Raw genomic sequence first — 15,556 nt, forward strand, 5'->3', positions numbered from 1 at the left:
CCAGACCGCAAGGTCTGGGCCTTTTTTCTTGCCCGTTATGATGTCCGGCTGCGAGAAAAAACATGCCATCCAAGATCAAAACGCCTGCCAGCTCCTCCCCCCGCGCCGCGAAAGCGGCCGGTAAAGCCGCTCCTCAAGGGCTCAAGCCCGCGGATTACCTGAAGAAAATTCTCACGGCGCGGGTCTATGACGTGGCCGTCGAGTCCGCGCTGGAGCGCGCCAAAAACCTCAGCCAGCGCCTGAACAACACGGTACTGCTCAAACGCGAAGACCAGCAGCCGGTGTTCAGCTTCAAGCTGCGCGGCGCCTACAACAAGATGGCGCACCTGAATGCGGCCCAGCTCAAGAAGGGCGTGATCTGCGCCTCGGCCGGCAACCACGCCCAGGGCGTGGCCATGAGCGCGCAAAAACTCGGTACCCGCGCCGTGGTGGTCATGCCGACCACCACCCCGCAACTCAAGATCGATGCCGTCAAGGCCTGGGGCGCTGAAGTTGTCCTGCATGGCGACAGCTACTCCGACGCCTATGCGCACTCCGTGCTGCTGGAAAAAAAACGCGGCCTGACCTTTGTGCACCCGTTTGACGACCCGGACGTGATCGCCGGCCAGGGCACGATTGCCATGGAAATCCTGATGCAGCTGCAAACCCTGGGCTCCAGCCGCCTCGACGCGGTGTTTGTGGCCATAGGCGGCGGCGGGCTGATCTCCGGCGTGGCCAACTACATCAAGGCGGTACGCCCCGAGATCAAGGTCATAGGCGTGCAGATGAACGACTCCGACGCCATGATGCAGTCGGTGGGCGCGAAAAAGCGCGTGGCCCTGAACGACGTGGGCCTGTTTTCGGACGGCACGGCCGTCAAGCTGGTGGGCGAGGAAACCTTCCGCATCAGCCGCGAGCTGGTGGATGAATTCATCAGCGTCGATACCGACGCGGTCTGCGCCGCCATCAAGGATGTGTTTGTCGACACGCGCAGCATCGTCGAGCCCGCCGGTGCGCTGGCCGTGGCCGCCATCAAGCAGTATGTGGCCACGCACAAGACCAGGGGCGAGACCTACGCCGCGATTTTGTGCGGTGCCAACATGAACTTCGACCGGCTGCGCTTTGTCGCCGAGCGGGCCGAAGTGGGCGAGGAGCGCGAAGCCCTGTTTGCCGTCACGATTCCCGAAGAGCGCGGCAGCTTCCGGCATTTTTGCGAGCTGATTGGCGAGCTGCCCGGCGGTCCGCGCAGCGTGACCGAGTTCAACTACCGCATCAATGACGCGGCGCAGGCCCATGTGTTTGTCGGCCTGACGACCTCGGCCAAGGGCGAGAGCAGCAAGATTGCGGCGAATTTCTCGCGCCACGGCTTCAAGGCGCTTGACCTGACGCACGACGAGCTCGCCAAGGAACATATCCGCCACATGGTGGGCGGCCACAGCGCGCTGGCCAAGGACGAGCGTTTGCTGCGCTTTGTTTTCCCCGAGCGGCCCGGTGCCCTGATGAAGTTCCTGTCCAGCATGCGCCCGGGCTGGAACATCAGCCTGTTTCACTACCGCAACCAGGGCGCCGACTACGGCCGCACCCTGGTGGGCCTGCAGGTGCCCAAGGCCGACAACAAGGCCTTCAAGGCCTTTCTGGACACCCTGGGCTACCCGCATGTCGAAGAAACCGACAATCCGGCGTACCGGCTGTTTCTGCAAAGCTGAACACCCCCTCATGACCGCCCCTGCCGCACCGTCCACCGCCCCTGCGCTGCCAAGCACCTCGGTGTGCCCGCGCTGCGGCGCCGGTTTTCGCTGCGGCATGGTGCGCCGCGAAGGGCCGCCCCAAGCAAGCACAGCCCCCTTGGGGGGCAGCGTCAGCGTGGGGGCTGACACCTGCGCCGGTGACGCCGAATGCTGGTGCGTGCAGCTGCCGCAGGTGATGCCGGTGCCGGCCGCCCGCACCCCGCCAGGCGAGGCCGGTGCGGCCACCGCCTCCTGCTACTGCCCCGCCTGCCTCCAACAGATCACCCATGAACGAACAAACACCGTTTCGCCTGCCCGCGATTGAGGCCACCAGCAACGCCGCGCTGGCGGCCAGGCTGCGGCACAAGATCGACCACAAGACCAAACCGCTGGGCGCACTTGGGGCTCTGGAAGACCTGGCCCTGCAGCTGGGCCTGATACAGCGCCAGGAGAGCATCACGCTGCGCGAGCCGCAGATGGTGGTGTTTGCCGCCGACCACGGCATTGCCGCGGAAGGCGTGTCGGCCTATCCGCAGGCCGTGACGGTGCAGATGGTCGGCAACATGCTGGCCGGGGGCGCGGCCATCAATGTGTTTGCCCGCCAGCACGGCTTTGCGCTGCGGGTGGTGGATGCCGGCGTGGCGGCCGAACTGCCCGCGCATCCACAGCTGCTGCCACGCAAGATCGGCTATGGCACGAAAAACCTGTGCCAGGGCCCTGCCATGTCGCGGGACCAGGCCAAGGCGGCGCTGAGCGCCGGCATGCACGTCCTGCAGGCCCTGCCGGGCAATGTGGTGGCCCTGGGCGAAATGGGCATTGCCAACACCTCGCCGGCGGCCCTGCTGCTCGCGCGGCTGGCCGGCACGCGCATCGAGGACGCGACGGGACGCGGCACCGGGCTGGATGATCCGCAACTGCTGCACAAGCAGGACGTGCTCAGGCGTGCCCTGGCGCGCCACCCCATGAGCCAGCCGCTCGATGTGCTTGGCGTGCTGGCGGCCCTGGGCGGCTTTGAAATCGCCATGATGGCGGGCGCCATGCTGCAGGCCGCAAGCGAGCGCCGCGTGGTGCTGGTCGATGGCTTTATTGCCGGCGCCGCCGCGCTGGTGGCCCATGCCCTCGTGCCGGCCGTGCGCGACTACCTGGTGTTTTGCCACCGCTCCGCCGAAACCGGCCACCGACAGCTGCTGGCGCGGCTGGAGGCCAAGCCGCTGCTGGAACTCGATTTGCGGCTGGGCGAAGGCACGGGCGCGCTGCTGGCCTGGCCGCTGGTGCAGTCGGCGGCCAATTTCCTCAACGAAATGGCGAGCTTCGAGTCGGCTGGCGTGAGCCAGAAATAGCGATGGGCACGCGTCGCACAAAGTTCGCGGGGCGGGGGCACTGATGGCCCAATTCATCCGCGAATACCTGCTCGCCGTGCAGTTCTTCACCCGCATCCCCATCACCGGGCGGCTGGCCGACTGGGTGGGCTACAGCCCCGAGCTGCTGCGCACCAGTGCCGCCCACTTTCCGGGCATTGGCGTGGTGGTCGGCGCCGTGGCGGCGGCGGTCTATGCGCTGCTGCAGGGCGTGCTGCCCGACACCACCTTCACGCCGCTGGCGTCGGCGGTGTTTAGCACCGTCGCCACGCTGCTACTGACGGGCGGCTTCCACGAAGATGGCCTGGCCGATGTGGCCGATGGCCTGGGCGGCAGCTACGACCGCGCGCGCTCACTGGAAATCATGAAGGACTCGCGCGTGGGGGCGTTTGGCGCCATGGCGCTGATGCTGGCGCTGCTGTGCAAGGTCGCGCTGCTGTCCATCCTGGGCTCGGTCGAAGGCAGCCCCGCCGGCTGGGAAGGCACGCTTTTCAGCGGCTGGTATGCGTGCACCGCCCTGTGGACAGGCCACATCGTCTCGCGCGGCCTGCCGCTGCTGATGATTCGCCTGCTGCCGCATGTGGGCGACACCGCGACGTCCAAATCCAAGCCGCTGGCCGACCAGATCTCGACGGCCAGCCTGCTGGTCGCGTTTACATGGTGTTTTATGGCACTGGCCCTCGCCAGTCTTGTGCTGGATGCTACGAATTTAATAGTCGGCTGCAGCTTTTCCGGGCTCGCCCTGCTGTGGCTGCTGCGCTTTTTCAAGCATCGCCTGCAGGGCTTTACCGGCGACTGCCTGGGGGCCACGCAGCAGGTCTGCGAAATCGCCTTTTACCTGGGGCTGGCGGTGAGTCTATGAAAATGTGGCCCCCACGCTTGTGGCTACGCCGCTCTTCGAGAACGCTACGCGTACTGCGCTGCCCCACCGAGGGGGCGGGTTTCGCCTTGACCCCCACCGTCTCCGCATGAAGCTCTGGCTGGTCCGCCATGCCCAGCCTCTGGTCGCCGCCGGCATTTGCTATGGCCGGCTCGACATGGCGGCCGATGCCGAGGCCACCGCGCAATGCGCCCGCAGCCTGGCCGCGCAACTGCCCCCGCGCCTGCGGGTCGCCAGCTCCCCGCTACAAAGATGTGAGCAATTGGCGCAGGCCCTGCAAGGGCTCAGACCCGATTTGATTTACAAAACCGATGCACGGCTGCAGGAAATGGATTTTGGCCACTGGGAGGGCCGCGCCTGGCAGGCTATCGCCGAAACCGAGCTGCAGGCCTGGAGCCGCGACTTTGCCGATTACCCCGTGGGCGCGGTCGGCGAGAGCGTGAGCCGCTTCATGGCGCGGGTGGCCGCCGCCTTTGATGCGCTGCAGGCCCCCGGCGAACACGGCCAGGACACGCTGTGGATCACCCATGCCGGCGTGATCCGGGCGGTGGACCTGCTGACGAGTGGCCTGCGTCACATCGAGCGCGCCGACCAGTGGCCGCCGCACGCCCCGAAATATGGACAATGGCACACACGGGACCTGTGACCCGCCTAACCCCGGGCCGCAGTTACTCCAGGCGTACTCCGACCAGAACAAGGCATTCCCATGGCAGCAAATCTTGACGGTCAGCTCGTGGTGGCAATCTCCTCGCGCGCCCTGTTTGACTTTGAAGAGGAAAACCGCGTGTTTGAAGCCGCCCTGACGGGCGCACCGGCCCCCGGCGCTGAAGCCGGCGCTGTCCCCGGTCGCCCCCATGACGATGCCTACATGAAACTCCAGCTGGAGCGGCTGGACGTGCCGGCCAAACCGGGCGTGGCCTTCTCGCTGGTCAAGAAGCTGCTGGCCTTCAACACGGATGCCAAACGCGTGGAAGTCGTCATGCTGTCGCGCAACGACCCGGTCTCCGGGCTGCGGGTGTTTCGTTCCGCCGACGTCAACAAGCTCAAGCTGGAGCGCGGCGTCTTCACCAAGGGCCGCCCGCCCTACAACTATCTGCGCGCCCTGCAGGCCAACCTGTTCCTGTCGGCGAACCCCGATGACGTCAGGGCGGCGCTGGATGCGGGCTTTGCCGCCGCCACCGTGGCCACGCACTCGGTGCATGCCAAAAGCACCTACCCCAACGAAGTTCGCATCGCCTTCGACGGCGATGCGGTGCTGTTTTCCGACCAGGCCGAGCGGGTGTTCCAGCGCAACGGACTGGACGCCTTTCAAAAGCATGAGCGCAAGCTGGCGGCAAAGCCCCTGCCGCCCGGCCCCTTCATGCCTCTGCTGCAGGCGCTGCACCGGCTGCAGCAGGCCGGCACGCCCCACATGCGCATACGCACGGCGCTGGTCACGGCGCGCAGCGCGCCGGCGCATGAGCGCGCCATCCGCACGCTGATGGACTGGAACATCGAGGTCGACGAGGCCATGTTCCTGGGCGGCCTGGCCAAGGGCGAGTTCCTGCGCGAATTCGAACCCGACTTTTTCTTTGACGACCAGACCGGCCATGTGCATTCGGCGGCCCAGCATGTGCCCTCTGGCCATGTGGCCAGCGGTGTCGCCAATCCGCAGGCCTGAATCCATTGACTTCATTGAATCCATCAAGAGACCCCGCATGAATCTGCTCTCCCGCCTTGCCCACAAATTCAGCGACTTCAGGCACTTCGGCGCCCGGGTCTGGGCCCTCTCGGCCCCCTACTTCCGCTCCGAAGACAAATGGAAGGCGCGCGGCCTGCTGTTGGCCATCGTCCTGCTGAACCTGGGCGCGGTCTACATGCTGGTGCTGCTCAACGACTGGAACCGGGTGTTCTACGACGCACTGCAAAACAAGAACGCGGCCGTGTTCTGGACGCAGCTGGGCCGCTTCACCTACCTGGCCTTTGCCTTCATCCTGATCGCGGTGTACCGCTTCTACCTGACCCAGTTGCTGGAAGTGCGCTGGCGCGCGTGGATGACCACGCACTACCTGCAGCGCTGGCTGGCCGACCATGCGTTTTACAAGCTGGAGCTGGCGCGCTTTTCAAGTGCCGGAAAAAACAGCGCCAACACCCCGGACAACCCGGACCAGCGGATCCAGGAAGACATCAACCTTTTCACCAGCTACAGCATTTCGCTGAGCATGGGCCTCTTGAATGCCGTGGTCACCCTGCTCAGCTTTGTCGGCATCCTCTGGTCGCTCTCGGGCGCGTTCGCCTTCACGCTGGGCGGCAGCAGCTACAGCATTCCGGGCTTCATGGTCTGGATGGCCGTACTCTACTGCGCCGTCGGCAGCCTTATCACCCATTACATCGGCCGCCCGCAGATCAGGCTCAACTACCAGCAACAGCGCTACGAGGCCGACTTTCGCCACCACATGGTGCGGGTGCGCGAGTACAGCGAATCGATTGCCCTCGACAAGGGCGAAGCCGTGGAGCGCGTGCAGCTGGACACCCGCTTTGCCGCCGTGCTGGGCAACTACATCCGGCTCATCAAGAAGCAGAAAAACCTGGTCTGGTTTACCAACTTCTTTGGCCAGGCGGCGGTGGTGTTTCCCTTCATCGTGGCGGCGCCGCGCTTTTTCAGCGGGGCGATCCAGCTGGGCGAACTCATGCAGATAGCGTCAGCCTTCGGTCGGGTGCAGGATTCGCTGAGCTGGCTGGTCGACAACTACAGCAGCCTGGCCGCGTGGCGCGCCACGACCGACCGCCTGACCAGTTTTGAAGACCACATTTCGAGCGTAGTCCAGCAGGGACGGGCGCAAGCAGCTAGCAATTTAATAGCAACCGACGATCACTCCGTGACCGGCGCCGACGCGCTGTCCGCCAGCCACCTGACCTTGACGCTGCCGACGGGCGCCACCTTGCTGAGCGACCTGTCGCTGCAGGCCGGCCCCGGCGAGAGCGTGCTCGTCAAGGGCCCCTCGGGCAGCGGCAAGTCCACGCTGTTCCGTGCCCTGGCGGGCATCTGGCCGTTTGCCAAGGGCCGGACCCGGCTGCCGGCGGACGCCATGTTCATTCCGCAGCGCCCCTACTTTCCCGATGGCAGCCTGCGCGACGCGCTGGCCTATCCGCAGCCCGCCGCACAATACAGCGACGAGGCCCTGAAGCGGGCGCTCGCCGACGCACAGCTGTCGCAGCTGGCCAGCCGGCTCGACGACAAGGACGCCTGGAGCCAGAAGCTCTCGGGCGGCGAGCAGCAACGCCTGGCCATTGCCCGGGTGCTGCTGAAAAAGCCGACCTGGATTTTTGCCGACGAAGCCACCAGCGCGCTGGACGAGGCGGCCGAGAAAACGCTGTATGAAAAACTTATGGCGCATGTGAAAACCATGCATGGCAGCCTGGTTTCGATTGCCCACCGCCCCAGCGTGGCGGCTTTTCACACCAGGCGCTGGGAACTGGAGAAAATGCCCGAGGGCTCGCCGGCCTTGTACCGCATCCAGGAACGCCAGGTACAGGAGATCGCCTGAATGCCGGAGGTGTTGACCCAGGCCGCCGCGGCCGAATCCCTCTCGGCCTGGGCGCCCATCAAGCACCCGGTGTTCCGCCTGCTGTGGAGCACCTGGCTGGTCGCCAATATCTGCATGTGGATGAACGACGTGGCGGCGGCCTGGATGATGACGTCCATGACCACCACGCCCATCTGGGTGGCGCTGGTGCAGTCGGCCTCCACCCTGCCGGTATTCCTGCTGGGCCTGCCCAGCGGAGCGCTGGCCGACATCCTGGACCGCCGGCGCTATTTCATCATGACGCAGTTCTGGGTCGCCGGCGTCGCCACGCTGCTGTGCATTGCGGTGATCGCCGGTGTCATGACGCCGGCCCTGCTGCTGGCGCTGACCTTCGCCAATGGCGTCGGCCTGGCCATGCGCTGGCCGGTATTTGCGGCCATCGTTCCCGAACTGGTGCCGCGCCCGCAGCTGCCGGCGGCGCTGGCCCTGAATGGCGTGGCCATGAATGCCTCGCGCATCGTCGGGCCGCTGGTGGCCGGCGCGCTGATTGCGAGTGCGGGCACGGCTTATGTGTTCGTGCTCAATGCCCTGCTGTCGGTGATTTCAGGCTTTGTCATCATGCGCTGGCGGCGCGACCATTCGCCCAGCCCGCTGGGCCGCGAACGCCTGGTCAGCGCCATGCGCGTGGGGCTGCAGTTTGTCCGCCAGTCCAGCCGCCTGCGCTCGGTGCTGCTGCGCGTCTCGCTGTTTTTCCTGCATTCCACGGCGCTGCTGGCCCTGTTGCCGCTGGTGGCGCGCCGCCTGCACGGCGGCGATGCCGGCACCTTCACGCTGCTGCTGGCCGCCATGGGCGCCGGCGCCATCATCGCCGCCATGCAATTGCCGCGCCTGCGCCAGATGATGGCGGGCGACACGCTGGTGCTGCGCGCCACCTTGCTGCAGTCGGCCTCCACCGCCGTCATGGCGTTTGCGCCCAATGTGTACGTCGCGGTGCCGGCCATGCTGCTCAATGGCATGGCCTGGATTTCGTGCGCCAACTCACTCAGCGTGTCGGCCCAGCTGTCGCTGCCCGATTGGGTGCGCGCACGCGGCATGTCGATGTACCAGATGGCCATCATGGGGGCCAGCGCGCTGGGCGCGGCCCTGTGGGGCCAGGTGGCCACGCTCACCAGCATTGCGACCGGCTTGCTGGTGGCGGCGCTCAGCGGCAGCATCAGCATGCTGCTGGCGCAGCGCTGGGTGGTCGACCTCAGCATCGAGGAGGACCTGACGCCGTCCCGCGAGTTCAAGGCGCCCGTGGCCGAGGCCCCGCCGGGCCTCGGCCATGTGGTGGTCACGATCGACTACCTGATTGATCCGGCGCGGGCCGATGCTTTCCGCGCCCTCATGCAGGAAAGCCGCCGCAGCCGCCTGCGCCAGGGGGCGCTGGCGTGGGAACTGCTGCGCGACGTCAACCAGCCCGGGCGCTTTGTCGAGCAGATCGTCGATGAATCATGGACCGAGCACCTGCGTCGCTTTGACCGCGTGACGGCCAGCGACGTGGCGCTGCGCGAGCGCAAGCTCGGCTTTCATATCGGCGCCGAGCCGCCGCTGGTGACCCGCTGCGTGGTGGAGGGCCTGGTGCGCGCCTGACGTCGAGGCCTCAGTTCGCTTCGGCAAAACGCTGGTAGCCGCGCGCCCGCAGCTCACAGGCCGGGCATTGCCCGCAGCCATAGCCCCAGTCGTTCCGGTGGATGCGGTCACCGAGATAGCAGGTGTGGGTGTGCTCCACGATCAGGTCCACCAGGGCCTGGCCGCCCAGCGAATGGGCCAGGCGCCAGGTGTCGGCCTTGTCTATCCACATCAGCGGCGTTTCGATCAGAAAGCGTTTGTCCATGCCCAGCGAAAGCGCCAGCTGCATGGCCTTGATGGTGTCGTCGCGGCAGTCGGGGTAGCCCGAAAAATCGGTTTCGCACACCCCCGTGACCAGCACCTGCAGGCCGCGCCGGTACGCCAGGGCCGCCGCCAGCGTCAAAAACAGCAGGTTGCGCCCCGGCACAAAGGTGTTGGGCAGGCCCGAGCCTTCCATCTTGATGGCGACGTCGCGCGTCAGCGAGGTGTCGCTGACCTGCCCGAGCACGGCCAGGTCCAGCAGGTGATCCTCACCCAGCTTGGGCGCCCATTGGGAGAAGCGGCTTTTGATTTCGCGCAGCACATTCAGGCGCGCGTCCAGCTCCACCTTGTGGCGCTGGCCGTAGTCAAAGGCGATGGTTTCAACGCGCTCGTATTTGGAGAGCGCCAGCGCCAGGCAGGTGGTGGAGTCCTGACCCCCGGAAAATAGAACGAGCGCGGAGGTATGCATGGTCGATCTCCCTTTTGCTTACAGCAGGCCGCGGCGCGCCAGGCTTTGCATCAGCGCCGAAATGCCGAAGGTCCAGGGCGCGGCCTTGTCGGACGTGGTGACGCGGTTCACCAGGCTGCCCAGCTGCGGCGTCGAGACGGTGACCACATCGCCCACCACATGCGTGAAACCCTGGCCGGGGCCGTGGCGGTCTTGCGTGGGCGCAAACATGGTGCCCAGAAACAGCATGAAGCCATCGGGGTACTGGTGATTGGCGCCAATCGCCTGCGCCACCAGGTCCAGCGGGTCGCGGCTGATCTGGCTGAGCGAACTGCCGCCCTTCATCTCAAAGCCCTCGGGGCCGCTCACCGTCATGCTCAGGTCGCAGCGGCGTACATGGTCGAGGGTGAAATGCGCGTCAAACAGGCGGATGAAGGGGCCAATCGCACAGGAAGCGTTGTTGTCCTTGGCCTTGCCCAGCAGCAGCGCGCTGCGCCCTTCGAAATCGCGCAGATTCACGTCGTTGCCCAGGGCCGCGCCCTGCACTTCGCCGCGCGAATTCACGGCCAGCACGATTTCGGGTTCCGGGTTGTTCCAGTGGCTGTGCGGATGGATGCCGACTTCGGCGCCCGTGCCAACGGCGCTCAGCGGCTGGCTCTTGGTGAAAATTTCGGCATCCGGGCCGATGCCCACCTCGAGGTATTGCGACCAGACGCCCTGGGCGATCAGCACCTCCTTGAGCCGGGCGGCCTCGGGCGAGCCCGGCCTGATGCGGCTCAGGTTGTCGCCGATCACGCCAACCACCGCGCGGCGCACGGACTCGGCCTTGCTGGCGTCGCCGCGGGCCTGCTCTTCAATCACGCGCTCCAGCATGGACGCCACAAAAGTCACGCCGGCCGCCTTGATGGCCTGCAGGTCGCAAGGCGCCAGCAGCCAGGGCAGCGCGGGATCGCGCGCATCCTGCGCCGTATTGGCCAGCACCGCAGCGGTATCCGCCAGGCGCGGCAGCGAAGAGGCCGCCGCACGCACGGCCAGCGCCGGATCCGGCAACTCCAGCAACTGGCTGGCCGTTGGCGCCAGGCTGGACAGGTCAAACACGGCATCGGCACGGACCAGCGCCAGCACCGGGCCGCTGCCCTCCAGCCAGACGCGGCCAATCAGCAGCGCATCCGCGGCGTCAGTGGGCAAAGACAGGGAAAGGTTCAGGGCGTTTTTCATGGATTGAGTCGCTGGGCCGTGGACACGGAAAAGTTGATGCCGCCAATACTACAGCGACAAAGGCCAAAACGATGGCGAGTGCGGACTACGCTGAAATACAGGCGGCCCCGGCCCCGATGTCAGAACCCGCGATGGCGACGCGTCCAAGGTCTGCCAGCCAGGATTTTTTCCAAAAATTACAGCCAAATAAACCTCTCGCGCCCGGCCAGACTGCGCAAGAAGCTACCAAATTAATAGCAATACGCACCCGCGGGCAGCCCGGCCCGGTTGGGTCCGTCTCTTCCTCTTGCCTCTTGCAGAAGGACGCGGCCAATCGTACAATAGCAATTATCAATTGACACAATGAAATCAATTGATTGGATTGATTGCCTTGTCTGGCCTATTCTTCAGTCCTGTGTTCAACATCCAACCCAAAAGGAAACCTCAATGTCCGTGATCAATACCGAAGTTCTGCCGTTCAAGGCTACCGCATTCCACAACGGCAAGTTCGTTGAAGTGAGCAACGAATCCACCAAGGGCAAGTGGTCGGTATTCTTCTTCTACCCCGCTGACTTCACCTTCGTCTGCCCCACCGAACTGGGCGACCTGGCCGACAACTACGCCGAGTTCAAGAAGCTGGGCGTGGAAATCTACGGCGTGTCCACCGACACCCACTTCACCCACAAGGCCTGGCACGACACCTCGGACACCATCGGCAAGATCAAGTACCCCATGATCGGCGACCCGACGCTGGCGCTTTCCCGCAACTTCGGCGTGCTGATCGAAGCCGACGGCATGGCCGACCGCGGCACCTTCGTGGTGGACCCGGAAGGCAAGATCCAGATCGTTGAAATCAACGCGGGCGGCATAGGCCGCGATGCTTCCGAGCTGCTGCGCAAGGTGAAGGCGGCCCAGTACGTGGCATCGCACCCCGGTGAAGTCTGCCCTGCCAAGTGGAAGGAAGGCGAAGCCACCCTGTCGCCTTCGCTCGACCTGGTCGGCAAGATCTGATTTGGCGCACCGCTAAACACTCACAGCTGAACTGCTGAAGACGCCCGGGTGCCTGGCGCCCGGGCTTTTTTTTCCCAAAAATTCCCATCCACCAAGGAGTCTGCAATGCTTGACAACAACCTCAAAGCCCAATTGAAAGCCTATCTGGAGCGCCTGACCCGCCCGGTAGAGCTGGTGGCTTCGCTGGACGACAGCAAGGGTTCGCGCGAGCTGCAGGAATTGCTCCAGGAAATCAAGGCCTTGAACGACAAGATCAGCGTCGTTGAACGCCGCGATGACCAGGAGCGCAAGCCCTCCTTTCTCATCACCAGCCCCGGCGTGAACACCGGCGTGCGCTTCGCCGGCGTGCCGCTGGGCCATGAATTCACGTCTTTGGTGCTGGCGCTGCTGCAAGTTGGCGGCCACCCCTCCAAGGAAGCGGCCGAACTGCTTGAGCAGGTGAAAAACCTTGACGGCGATTTCCATTTCGAGACCTTTTATTCGCTGTCCTGCCACAACTGTCCCGACGTGGTGCAGGCGCTGAACCTGATGGCGGTGCTCAACCCGCGCATCACCCATACGGCCATCGATGGCGCCTTGTTCCAGGACGAAGTGGAAAAACGCGAAATCATGGGCGTGCCCACCATCTTCCTGAATGGCGAGCGCTTCGGCCAAGGCCGCATGGAGCTGGCCGAAATCGTCAGCAAGGTCGACAGCGGAGCCGCCGTGCGCGAAGCCGCCAGGCTGAGCGCCAAGGGGGCCTTTGATGTGCTGATCGTCGGCGGCGGCCCAGCCGGCGCCGCAGCGGCGGTGTACTCGGCCCGCAAGGGCATCCGCACCGGCGTGGCAGCCGAGCGCTTTGGCGGCCAGGTGCTGGACACCGTGGACATAGAGAACTTCATCTCGGTGCAAAAGACCGAAGGCCCGCAGTTTGCGTCGGCCCTGGAACGCCATGTGCGCGACTACGACGTGGACATCATGAATCTGCAAACGGCCAAGGCCCTGATCCCCGCCGCCACCGAAGGCGGCCTGATCGAGGTGCAGATGGAGTCGGGCGCCAGCCTGAAGGCCAGGACCGTGATCCTGTCCACCGGCGCGCGCTGGCGCAACATGAACGTGCCCGGTGAAGAGCAGTACCGTACCAAGGGCGTGACCTATTGCCCGCACTGCGATGGCCCCTTGTTCAAGGGCAAGCGCGTGGCCGTGATCGGTGGCGGCAACTCGGGCGTGGAAGCGGCCATCGACCTGGCCGGCGTGGTGGCGCATGTGACGCTGCTGGAGTTTGCGGGCGAACTCAAGGCCGACGCCGTACTGCAGCGCAAGCTCAAAAGCCTGCCCAACGTGAGCATCCTCCTGAACGCGCAGACCACGGAAGTGAATGGCGACGGCAAGAAGGTGACGGGCATCACCTACAAGGACCGCACCAGCGACGAGATCAAGACCGTCGACCTGGAAGGCATCTTTGTGCAGATCGGCCTGCTGCCCAATACCGGCTGGCTCAAGGGCCGGATCGAGCTGTCGCGCTTTGGCGAAATCATTGTCGATGCCAGGGGCCATACCAGTGTGCCGGGCGTGTTCGCCGCCGGTGACTGCACCACAGTGCCGTACAAGCAGATCGTCATCGCCGCCGGTGAAGGCGCCAAGGCCTCGCTGAGCGCGTTTGACCACCTGATACGCAGCACGGCACCCAGCGCCTGATTGCGGTCAACTGCCTCCGGGGCCTCATGGCGCCTGGGGGCAGGCTTTGTCGTCAGGCAGCCTGCTAAAGGCCTACCCGGTATCAGGCCAAGCTGGTGAAGACGCTGTAGATCTTCACGGGCACGCCGCAACTCATTCGGCCGCGCCAACGTTCAGGACGATCTCGCCAACGCCTTCGATGTGGCCGTCGATGCGGTCACCTGCCGATGGCTACACCCTGCTGCGCCAGAACAGCACCATGGTGACCAACCTTGCAATGATGGACAAGTTGCCTTATGACCCCGAAAAAATCTGGATCGCTTTCGCGAGCATCTTGCTGATACCGAGTTGATCGCGTCGGTCCCGGTACGGCGCCTGCCTGGTTTGCATCAAGCAGCTTAGTTAATATACATTTGCAGTGTTTACGTAGCCCGAAGGGTAACGGGCAGGCGCGATGTAGTTTCTATAGCCCCTACCTCACGGACGTGACACTATGTTCAGCCTCACAACGCTTGAGCTGGCGCGTATCCAGTTCGGCTTCACGATCTCTTTCCACATCATCTTCCCGGCCATCACGGTTGGCATGGCAAGTTATCTGGTGGTACTTGAGGGCTGCTGGCTGCGCACGCAGCAGACGGTGTACCGGGACCTCTACCACTTCTGGTCGAAGATCTTCGCCGTCAACTTCGGCATGGGGGTGGTCTCCGGTCTGGTCATGGCCTACCAGTTCGGCACCAACTGGAGCGCCTTCTCCCTGTTTGCCGGCGGAGTGACGGGGCCCCTGCTCACCTACGAGGTCCTGACGGCCTTCTTCCTTGAGGCCGGCTTCCTGGGTGTCATGCTCTTCGGCTGGAACCGGGTCGGCCCCGGCCTGCATTTCCTGGCCACGGCGATGGTCGCCATCGGAACACTGATCTCGACCACATGGATCCTGGCCTCAAACAGCTGGATGCAAACCCCGCAGGGCTATGAAATCCTCAATGGCCGGGTCGTGCCGGTCGACTGGCTGCAGGTCATCTTCAACCCGTCCTTTCCTTACCGACTGGTCCATATGAGCGTGGCAGCCTTCCTGGCCACCGCGCTTTTTGTGGGCGCTTCGGCGGCCTGGCACCTGCTGCGCGGACGCGACAACCCGGCCATTCGCAAGATGCTGTCGATGGCAATGTGGTTGCTGCTGGTGGTGGCACCAATCCAGGCTGTGATCGGCGATATGCATGGCCTCAACACGCTCAAACACCAGCCGGCCAAGATCGCCGCGCTGGAAGGCCACTGGGAGAACCGTGGCAATGAAGCGCTGCCCCTGATCCTGTTCGGCTGGCCCGACATGGCGCGCGAGGAGACTCGTTTCTCGCTGGAAATCCCGCGCCTGGGTTCCTTGATCCTCACCCATACCTGGGACGGGCAGATCAAAGGCCTCAAGGAATTCGCACCAGAGGACCGCCCCAACTCGACCATCATTTTCTGGAGTTTTCGCATCATGGTCGGCTTGGGCATGCTGATGATCCTTCTCGGAGTCTGGAGCCTGCTGCTACGGCGTGGCGAAAAACTCCACCGGGGTCGCCTCTTCCTGCACGCCGTCTTGTGGATGGGCCCAGCAGGCCTGGTTGCACTGCTGGCCGGGTGGTACACCACCGAGATCGGCCGCCAGCCGTGGATCGTCTACGGCGTGATGCGCACGGCAGATGCCGTCTCGCCCCATGGCGCACCGGAACTGGCATTGTCGCTGGCCTTGTTCGTTGTCTCGTATTTCTTCGTCTTCGGTATCGGCATCGCGTACATCTTCAGGCTGGTGCGCAAGGGTCCGGTGATGCATGAAGGCGAACCGCAAGCTGTGGGCGGACCGGGCCACGACCGTACACCCGCGCGTCCGATGTCTGCCGTCGAAGACGACGCGGCCGCACTTGCCGATACCAGGAGCTGAT

Annotated in this window: 14 protein-coding genes; 12 read left to right on the top strand and 2 right to left on the bottom strand. The window is 64.7% G+C overall.

What is annotated here, in order from left to right; genetic code table 11:
* Window positions 1-62 precede the first annotated feature (62 nt).
* The 8 genes from ilvA (at window position 63) to PJE01S_RS10190 (ending at window position 9,082) form a co-directional block, all read left to right on the top strand.
* Complete coding sequence (ilvA, locus tag PJE01S_RS10155; protein ID WP_157090281.1) at window positions 63-1,685, top strand: threonine ammonia-lyase, biosynthetic; 1,623 nt, start codon at window positions 63-65, stop codon at window positions 1,683-1,685.
* Window positions 1,686-1,695: 10 nt separating this feature from the next.
* Window positions 1,696-2,031: a cysteine-rich CWC family protein gene (locus PJE01S_RS10160; protein WP_068833355.1), complete on the top strand. Its 336-nt coding sequence runs from the start codon at window positions 1,696-1,698 to the stop codon at window positions 2,029-2,031.
* On the top strand, window positions 1,994-3,046 hold the full coding sequence (cobT, locus tag PJE01S_RS10165; protein ID WP_068833357.1) for a nicotinate-nucleotide--dimethylbenzimidazole phosphoribosyltransferase: 1,053 nt from the start codon (window positions 1,994-1,996) through the stop codon (window positions 3,044-3,046). Before PJE01S_RS10160 ends, cobT begins: the two co-directional genes overlap by 38 nt.
* 43 nt (window positions 3,047-3,089) lie before the next feature.
* On the top strand, window positions 3,090-3,926 hold the full coding sequence (locus tag PJE01S_RS10170; RefSeq protein ID WP_068833359.1) for an adenosylcobinamide-GDP ribazoletransferase: 837 nt from the start codon (window positions 3,090-3,092) through the stop codon (window positions 3,924-3,926).
* A gap of 106 nt (window positions 3,927-4,032) precedes the next feature.
* Window positions 4,033-4,590, top strand: a complete 558-nt coding sequence (locus PJE01S_RS10175; protein WP_068833361.1) for a histidine phosphatase family protein — start codon at window positions 4,033-4,035, stop codon at window positions 4,588-4,590.
* Between the two features lie 60 nt (window positions 4,591-4,650).
* The gene (locus PJE01S_RS10180) at window positions 4,651-5,604 is read left to right on the top strand and encodes a 5'-nucleotidase (RefSeq protein ID WP_068833362.1); all 954 of its coding nucleotides are present in this window, start codon (window positions 4,651-4,653) and stop codon (window positions 5,602-5,604) included.
* A 37-nt stretch (window positions 5,605-5,641) separates the two neighbouring features.
* Window positions 5,642-7,471, top strand: coding sequence for an ABC transporter ATP-binding protein/permease (locus tag PJE01S_RS10185; protein ID WP_068833364.1), 1,830 nt, complete (start codon window positions 5,642-5,644; stop codon window positions 7,469-7,471).
* Complete coding sequence (locus tag PJE01S_RS10190; protein ID WP_068833366.1) at window positions 7,472-9,082, top strand: MFS transporter; 1,611 nt, start codon at window positions 7,472-7,474, stop codon at window positions 9,080-9,082.
* Between the two features lie 10 nt (window positions 9,083-9,092).
* Here PJE01S_RS10190 and queC read toward each other — a convergent pair whose 3' ends face one another.
* Both queC and PJE01S_RS10200 read right to left on the bottom strand, forming a co-directional pair.
* Window positions 9,093-9,791: a 7-cyano-7-deazaguanine synthase QueC gene (gene queC, locus PJE01S_RS10195; RefSeq protein ID WP_068833368.1), complete on the bottom strand. Its 699-nt coding sequence runs from the start codon at window positions 9,789-9,791 to the stop codon at window positions 9,093-9,095.
* An 18-nt stretch (window positions 9,792-9,809) separates the two neighbouring features.
* Window positions 9,810-10,988, bottom strand: a complete 1,179-nt coding sequence (locus PJE01S_RS10200; RefSeq protein WP_068833370.1) for a fumarylacetoacetate hydrolase family protein — start codon at window positions 10,986-10,988, stop codon at window positions 9,810-9,812.
* Between the two features lie 426 nt (window positions 10,989-11,414).
* On the opposite strand from PJE01S_RS10200, the gene ahpC reads away from it, so the two are divergent.
* The 4 genes from ahpC to PJE01S_RS10215 all read left to right on the top strand — a co-directional run bounded on the left by ahpC (window position 11,415) and on the right by PJE01S_RS10215 (window position 15,555).
* Window positions 11,415-11,978 carry an alkyl hydroperoxide reductase subunit C gene (gene ahpC, locus PJE01S_RS10205; RefSeq protein WP_068833372.1) on the top strand — a complete coding sequence of 188 codons (564 nt, stop codon included), beginning with the start codon at window positions 11,415-11,417 and terminating at the stop codon, window positions 11,976-11,978.
* 105 nt (window positions 11,979-12,083) lie between these two features.
* A complete protein-coding gene (gene ahpF / locus PJE01S_RS10210; protein WP_068833374.1) occupies window positions 12,084-13,655 on the top strand; it encodes an alkyl hydroperoxide reductase subunit F in 1,572 nt (523 codons plus the stop codon).
* Window positions 13,656-13,845: 190 nt separating this feature from the next.
* Complete coding sequence (locus PJE01S_RS25110) at window positions 13,846-13,986, top strand: hypothetical protein (protein ID WP_157090282.1); 141 nt, start codon at window positions 13,846-13,848, stop codon at window positions 13,984-13,986.
* 141 nt (window positions 13,987-14,127) lie between these two features.
* Entirely contained in the window at window positions 14,128-15,555 is a 1,428-nt protein-coding gene (locus PJE01S_RS10215; protein ID WP_068833376.1) for a cytochrome ubiquinol oxidase subunit I, read from the top strand.
* Window position 15,556 lies beyond the last annotated feature (1 nt).

Source organism: Polaromonas jejuensis NBRC 106434 (genome assembly GCF_001598235.1).
Classification (GTDB): Bacteria; Pseudomonadota; Gammaproteobacteria; order Burkholderiales; family Burkholderiaceae_C; genus Polaromonas; species Polaromonas jejuensis.